The following is a 6,205-nucleotide window of genomic DNA, read 5'->3' as shown; positions in this document are numbered from 1 at the left end:
TTGCGCTTGCGATGCAGGCGATGGCGGCGGGCGCGCAGATCATCCGGGCGCACGATGTGCCCGAAACGGTGCAGGCAGCGCGTGTCTGGCGCGGCCTGCGCGATGCGGCGCTGACCATGCCGGGGCTGGATTGACCGCCCGCAATCGCGCATAGCGTTGGGCCTCAAGCGAAATGCAGGGCTGCACCGATGACCAATCTCATTCTTTCTGTCGCAATGCTGACATCGCTGGCGCTGGTCATCGGCGCCATGGTCCTGTTGCGCCGGGGCCAGCGCAAACAGCCCGCACTGATGCTGGTGCTGGCAGCGGTGATGGTCGCCAATGTGGTGATCTGGTCGATACCGACGAACGACGGGCAGTCACTGCTGACGGCCGAGGGGTTGCGTTAAAGCTGCCCTGTCGGCCAGGTCACCAGGCCGTTTCGGCTGCCGTTGACGCCAGCACGATGGTATCACCGATTTTCTGACCCCTGGTGGAGACGGTGATTTCGATGTCAGCCTCAAGCAGGTTGAGCGCCTTGACCAGTCGGTCTGAACTGAAATCCTTGAGCTTGCCCCGCAGCACCCGTGACAGATTGGGTTGATCGATGCCGGTGATCCGGGCCGCATCGGTCTGGGTCATCTTGCGCTGCTTGATCAGTTCGGCCAGCCGGATGGCAAGGCTCGATTTGAGTGCCATCGTATCGGCATCGGCAAAGCCAAGATCGGCAAACACGTTGCCGCTGCCGCGCTGGACCGTGAAGGGCTCGTTGTCACTTGCGGCGTTTGCGACGTTGCTTTGAGGTACGTTTGGGTCGCTCATTGCTGCTTCCTTGTTGCTTCTGGCTCTGCTGCAGATCAGCAAACCGTTTCTTGATCAGCGCGATTTCCCGCTCCGGCGTTGCGATGCCGTGATGTGATTTTTTCTTGAATGCATGAAGACAATAGACCGCGTCGACAAAGCGTGTGGTGTAGACCACGCGATAGGCATCACCGTCGAACCGCAAAACCAGTTCCATCAGGCTAGCACCATGTTTGCACTTTAGCGGCTTGGCGTCAGGATGTTTCAATCCCGCGCGTGCCATTTCAAGAGCGTGACCCACCATCTGTTTCATCTCATCGGGAAATTTCTGCACATCCTTTAAGCTCGACCCAACAAAATCTATCATTCTGCCCGGGTTTTGCGTCATGTTTTATGGTCTTTCCGATATAGAATTGCAAGGGTGAATATCAGGTTAAGATGCGCTGCCGGATGGTGACAGCGCGGTGGCCTAGCCGACATTATGCGTATGCAAAGTCCATAAATGGGTGGCATATGCCGGATCGGTCGGTCCCTTGCGAACCATGACGCGCTGGTTCTCGTCGGCGTCCAATCCGATCGATCTGGCCTTGACCGGCTCAAACGACAGCCCGTCCGACTGATGATCACCGTTGCTCATTTCCAGCATCCGCTGGCGGAAGGCATCATCGACGATCATTGTGTTGGGCGTTGCCAGCGGTTCAATGCGCGCGGCGTAACGCAGCGGCAGCCCCATCGGCACATCAATGTCGTAGCTGTCCTGATCGCGTCTGCGGTTTGTCTTGTGGAACAGAAGAGGCCCCGCCGAGCCGCCAAAGCGCAGCGAGATCTGCTGTTCGGTGAATTGTCGCGCGCTGGTCAGAAAGCGGTTAACGGCATTGACCAGCCGGAATGGATTCCTGTCGATGAACACCACCGAATCCCCGCCAAATATCTCGTAATAATACACATCTTCGGCAAGGTTCTGTGCCCATGTCTCGAGCCGCCCGATCAGCAAAGGATAAGCGTCGGTTTCCATGATGTCGCTGAAACCGCAGACATCGCCCTTGAACACAAAATAGGATTTGAGTGGCTCGGCCCATGGCAGACCATCGCCGACGATGTTTCTCGCCTCGAAATCGTGGCGATAGCGGATGCCTGAACGATCCAGAATGAACTGATCAAGGCTGGGGTGTATAAGATAATATTCCTCGGTCGGCGGCAGGGCGCAGCCGTCTTCGAATGTCACTTCGAACGGCTTGCGAAAATGCTGATAGGGCAAAACTTCGTTGAAATTGCGCAAGATGGTGCCAAGCAGTCCAAGCCGGAAGAGGACGCAAAAGGGGGAATGCTCAAGCGCACTGGTTCCTGACTCCACGCCCATCGGTTCCAGATAACTGGCGGTGATGAGGTCGATGTCCTGACTGGTCAACGCGTTCTTCGGGATCAGCCGTGCCAGCTGATCAATGTTGGGAATTGGAAAAAACGGCCGCATCTCTGCAAGCACGCTTGCGAAAATAGCATGGCTTGACTGGGATACTGCCCTTTGCAGCGTTCCGGCGCTCACCCGCTTTTTAAGTGGGATGTCGGTAATCGCCTCGCCAATCATCATCAGATCGCGTGGCCTGTACAGCGTGTGACGCAGAATGAAATCGAACACCGGCTGAGATGTCTGCATCACCTGATGGCGGATCCGGCGGCATTTTGATCCGAAAAAGCGGTCGATAGGGTCTCTCGCATCCGGTTCAACCAACTCTGTGGATTTCAGCAGATTGATATTCTTGACAAAAATATCGAGATAATCGTCGTATCCATATTCGACCTGCAATGTGGAACCATAAATTTTCTGAAACCGATTGTCGTATTCTGAAATTTTCAAGAATGCTTCATGGCGGATCGAACAATAGATTTTGACATGCCGGTTGGTTTCGTTGAGTTCGGTCGCGGTTCCAACCAGTGCACATTGTGCAATCGTCCAAATTTCGTTGCTCAAACTATGGTAATAGAGGGACCCGATATCGTCTTGCTCGACGTTCGGATGCTTGATCGTCAGGTCTTCCAACGCTGGTTTGAAATATTCCTCGACATCGTCGATGAACAGCGAAATCTGACTGCTGATTGTGTTAAAGGATGGGCCGATTGCACCCGGTCGCTGCAATATTTTCATCTGCGTCTGATTGGTTTGCTGGATGATGAAAACGAAAAAATCGCAGGCAGAAAAATAGATATCCGGGTTGCAGATCGCGGCATCGATATGGGGATCACAATCCAGCGTGCCCTTTTTCAATGGCCGGCCGATTTTGTGAAAATAGTGCTTTATGCAGGCAGCCTGGATCGCAATTCGCCAGATATTCTGCCAGTAGGCATAATCGACCTTTAGCCGTTTGATTAAATCATCGGACATGTTTGGAAAGGTGCCCGTCGGCCGGTCGATGATCTGCCCTGCTGCGCCGGTCAGGCGACCACCCGTGCGCTCTTCGACATCAAGACTTTTGGCAATGAGCAAAAGCGTTTTGCCAAACCCGCGCGGCGCAGAAACAACGAATTTCCGGCCGCGCTTATCGTCAAGAAATTCCCTGATCGCGGGTGTTTCGTGGATCAACTCTTTTCGAAAGGACGCGAACGTCATTTCTGTAACGGTTTCAGCTTTCGTTCGCCAAGCGATGCGATCAGTCGAATCTATTGTCATTTGCCCCCCAAACATTTGGGAAGCATGTGGCGGCAGACATGGAGGACGAGCAAACGCAGATAGGTCCATTATGGACGATTATTCTGCTTCAACGCGGCGGCACGGTTGCCAAATGGAATTGCTGTTGAAATGGTCGGGGAGAGAGGATTCGAACCTCCGGCCCCTGCCTCCCGAAGACAGTGCTCTACCAGGCTGAGCTACTCCCCGACCCAGACTTCATGGTGCCTCGCGGCGCCTGGGAGGCAGGGGCGTGCCTATAGCCACGCTGTGCTGGCCATGCAAGCAGGCAATTATGGCGGGCCGTCGGTAGTCGGTGCGCAGCGGCGTTGGCAGCGCGAGCGGCACCATGCTAGTGCTTGCCGTCATGGAAACCGCCCTGCAGAGTCGCACGCCCATGGCCGCGCAAAATCGCCATTTTGAATGGCAGTATCTTGACCTGATGCAGCAGATCTGGACACAGGGGCACGAGCGCTCTGACCGCACCGGGGTGGGCACGCGATCCGTCTTTGGCGCGTCGATGCGGTTCGATCTTGCAGGTGATGCGATCCCGTTGCTGACCACCAAGCGCATCTACTGGAAGGCGGCGGCGCGCGAGATGCTGTGGTTCCTGACCGGCGACACCAACATTCGTCCCCTGGTGGCGCAGGGGGTGCACATCTGGACCGACTGGCCGCTCGACGCTTACCGCCGGGCGAGCGGTGAGGACATCGACCGCGATGCCTTCGAGGCGCAGATCATTGCGGATGAAGGTTTTGCCTTGCGTTGGGGCGATCTTGGCCCGGTCTATGGCAAGCAGTGGGTCGACTGGCCGGTCTATGAGCCGCTGGATGATGGCAGCGGGCACTTTCGTCGTCGGTCGCAGGGCATCAACCAGATTGCAGAGCTGGTCGAAAGCCTGCGGCACGAACCGGGGTCGCGCAGGCACATACTTGAAGGCTGGAACGTCGCTGAACTCGATCAGATGGCGCTGCCGCCGTGCCACAAGACCTATCAGTTTTTTGCAGCCGATGGCCGGTTGACCTGCCTGTTGTATCAACGCTCGTGCGATATGGCGCTCGGGGTGCCGTTCAATATCTTTTCTGCCGCGCTGCTCACCCGGATGCTGGCGCAGCAATGCGATCTGCAGCCGAGCGAACTGATCTGGAACGGTGGCGACGTGCATCTGTATCTGAACCACGCCGATCTGGTCGAGACCCAGCTGGCGCGCACCCCGCAAGGCAATCCTCGCCTCGTCATTCACCGCCGACCGCCCAGCGTATTCGATTATGCGATCGACGATTTCGAGGTGCTCGATTATGCACCCCAAGCGCATATATCTGCACCCGTCGCGGTGTGAAGGGCAGCACTATTGACCTAATTCAGCGCTTGTAATAATGTGTCTTATCGCTGCAATTAGTCGAAAGGCCGTCAAGAGCTTGAGTCGGCTGATCCAAAAGCCCTGAGAGGATCGTTTGATGGCCGATGGCCCCGCCAGAACCAACCTGACGCCGCTGTCTTTGCATGTGCCAGAGCCACGCTCTCGCCCCGGTGATCCGGTCAATTTCAGCGATGTCGAGGTGCCCGCGGCCGGGCTGCTGGCGCGGCCCGATGAGGCCACGTCGCCGCACGACATGCGCGATCTGGCCTTCGGGATGGTGCGCGTTCTCGATGATGAGGGCAAGGCGGTCGGCCCATGGGACCCGCGTCTGTCCGATGATACTCTGCTCAAAATGCTGCGCGCGATGGCGCTGACGCGCGCGTTCGATGAGCGGCTTTACCGGGCGCAGCGGCAGGGCAAGACCAGCTTTTACATGAAATGCACCGGCGAGGAGGCGACATCGATTGCCGCTGCGGCCGCGATGCAGGGCGATGACATGGTGTTCCCCAGCTATCGCCAGCAGGGCATTCTCATCTGGCGCGGCTATTCGCTGATCGAGATGATCAACCAGATTTTCTCAAACCGGGGCGACAAGCTGAAAGGCCGCCAGCTGCCGATCATGTATTCGGTGCCGGAACTCAGCTTCTTCACCATCTCGGGGAACCTGGCGACACAATATCCGCAGGCCGTGGGCTGGGCGATGGCGAGCGCGATCAAGGGCGACACGCGCATTGCCAGCTGCTGGTGCGGCGAAGGATCAACCGCAGAGGGTGATTTCCACAGCGCGATGACATTTGCCTCGGTGTTCAACGCGCCGGTGATCCTCAACGTCGTCAACAACCAATGGGCCATTTCAAGCTTTTCCGGGTTCGCAGGGGCGGAGCGCACGACGTTTGCGGCGCGCGCGGTCGGCTATGGCATCGCCGGCCTTCGCATCGATGGCAATGACGCGCTGGCGGTCTATGCTGCGACGCAGTGGGCGGCGGAGCGCGCGCGCGCCAATATGGGGCCAACGCTGATCGAGCATTTCACCTATCGCGCCGAGGGGCACAGCACCTCTGACGATCCCTCGGCCTATCGCAGCGCCAATGAAAGCGCGGAATGGCCGCTGGGTGACCCCATCGCGCGGCTGAAGACGCATTGCATCGGGCTTGGCATCTGGGATGAGGATCGTCACTCCGCGATGGACCTTGAGCTCGCAGAAACGGTCAAGGCCGCGACCAAGGAGGCTGAGAAGAACGGTGTTCTCGGCCATGGCATGCACCAGCCGTTCGAAACGATGTTCGAGGATGTGTTTGAGGACCTGCCCTGGCATCTGAAGGAACAACAGACGCAGGCGCTGGAAGAAAGGGCCGCGAAATGGCCGAAGTGAGCGATCCCGTGGCAGACACGCAGACGAAGAC

General features: G+C 57.5%; 6 protein-coding genes, 1 tRNA gene and 1 pseudogene. 4 read left to right on the top strand and 4 right to left on the bottom strand.

The features are described from left to right. Positions 1 to 134 (top strand): annotated as a pseudogene (locus ACEW8G_RS16970) (dihydropteroate synthase); the annotation flags it as partial. Positions 135 to 188: 54 nt separating this feature from the next. After that, positions 189 to 389, top strand: a complete 201-nt coding sequence (locus ACEW8G_RS16965; RefSeq protein WP_373489567.1) for a hypothetical protein — start codon at positions 189 to 191, stop codon at positions 387 to 389. Positions 390 to 408: 19 nt separating this feature from the next. Here the strand turns inward: ACEW8G_RS16965 and ACEW8G_RS16960 are convergent, their stop codons facing one another. The 4 genes from ACEW8G_RS16960 to ACEW8G_RS16945 all read right to left on the bottom strand — a co-directional run bounded on the left by ACEW8G_RS16960 (position 409) and on the right by ACEW8G_RS16945 (position 3,652). Then, positions 409 to 801 (bottom strand): helix-turn-helix domain-containing protein, encoded by a 393-nt coding sequence (locus ACEW8G_RS16960; RefSeq protein ID WP_373489566.1) that lies wholly within the window; start codon positions 799 to 801, stop codon positions 409 to 411. Continuing rightward, positions 752 to 1,168, bottom strand: coding sequence for a type II toxin-antitoxin system RelE/ParE family toxin (locus ACEW8G_RS16955; RefSeq protein ID WP_373489565.1), 417 nt, complete (start codon positions 1,166 to 1,168; stop codon positions 752 to 754). The genes ACEW8G_RS16960 and ACEW8G_RS16955 overlap by 50 nt, the downstream gene beginning before the upstream one ends. Before the next feature lie 81 nt (positions 1,169 to 1,249). Beyond that, positions 1,250 to 3,514 (bottom strand): hypothetical protein, encoded by a 2,265-nt coding sequence (locus tag ACEW8G_RS16950; RefSeq protein ID WP_373489564.1) that lies wholly within the window; start codon positions 3,512 to 3,514, stop codon positions 1,250 to 1,252. A gap of 61 nt (positions 3,515 to 3,575) precedes the next feature. Continuing rightward, a tRNA-Pro gene (locus ACEW8G_RS16945) sits at positions 3,576 to 3,652 on the bottom strand. A 187-nt stretch (positions 3,653 to 3,839) separates the two neighbouring features. On the opposite strand from ACEW8G_RS16945, the gene ACEW8G_RS16940 reads away from it, so the two are divergent. After that, complete coding sequence (locus tag ACEW8G_RS16940) at positions 3,840 to 4,781, top strand: thymidylate synthase (protein WP_373489563.1); 942 nt, start codon at positions 3,840 to 3,842, stop codon at positions 4,779 to 4,781. Between the two features lie 118 nt (positions 4,782 to 4,899). Beyond that, positions 4,900 to 6,174, top strand: coding sequence for a 3-methyl-2-oxobutanoate dehydrogenase (2-methylpropanoyl-transferring) subunit alpha (locus tag ACEW8G_RS16935; protein ID WP_373489562.1), 1,275 nt, complete (start codon positions 4,900 to 4,902; stop codon positions 6,172 to 6,174). Positions 6,175 to 6,205: the final 31 nt, after the last annotated feature.

The organism is Blastomonas sp. (genome assembly GCF_041747255.1).
In the GTDB taxonomy this organism is placed as follows: Bacteria; Pseudomonadota; Alphaproteobacteria; order Sphingomonadales; family Sphingomonadaceae; genus Blastomonas.
This window is presented reverse-complemented; position numbering and strand designations above follow the sequence as displayed.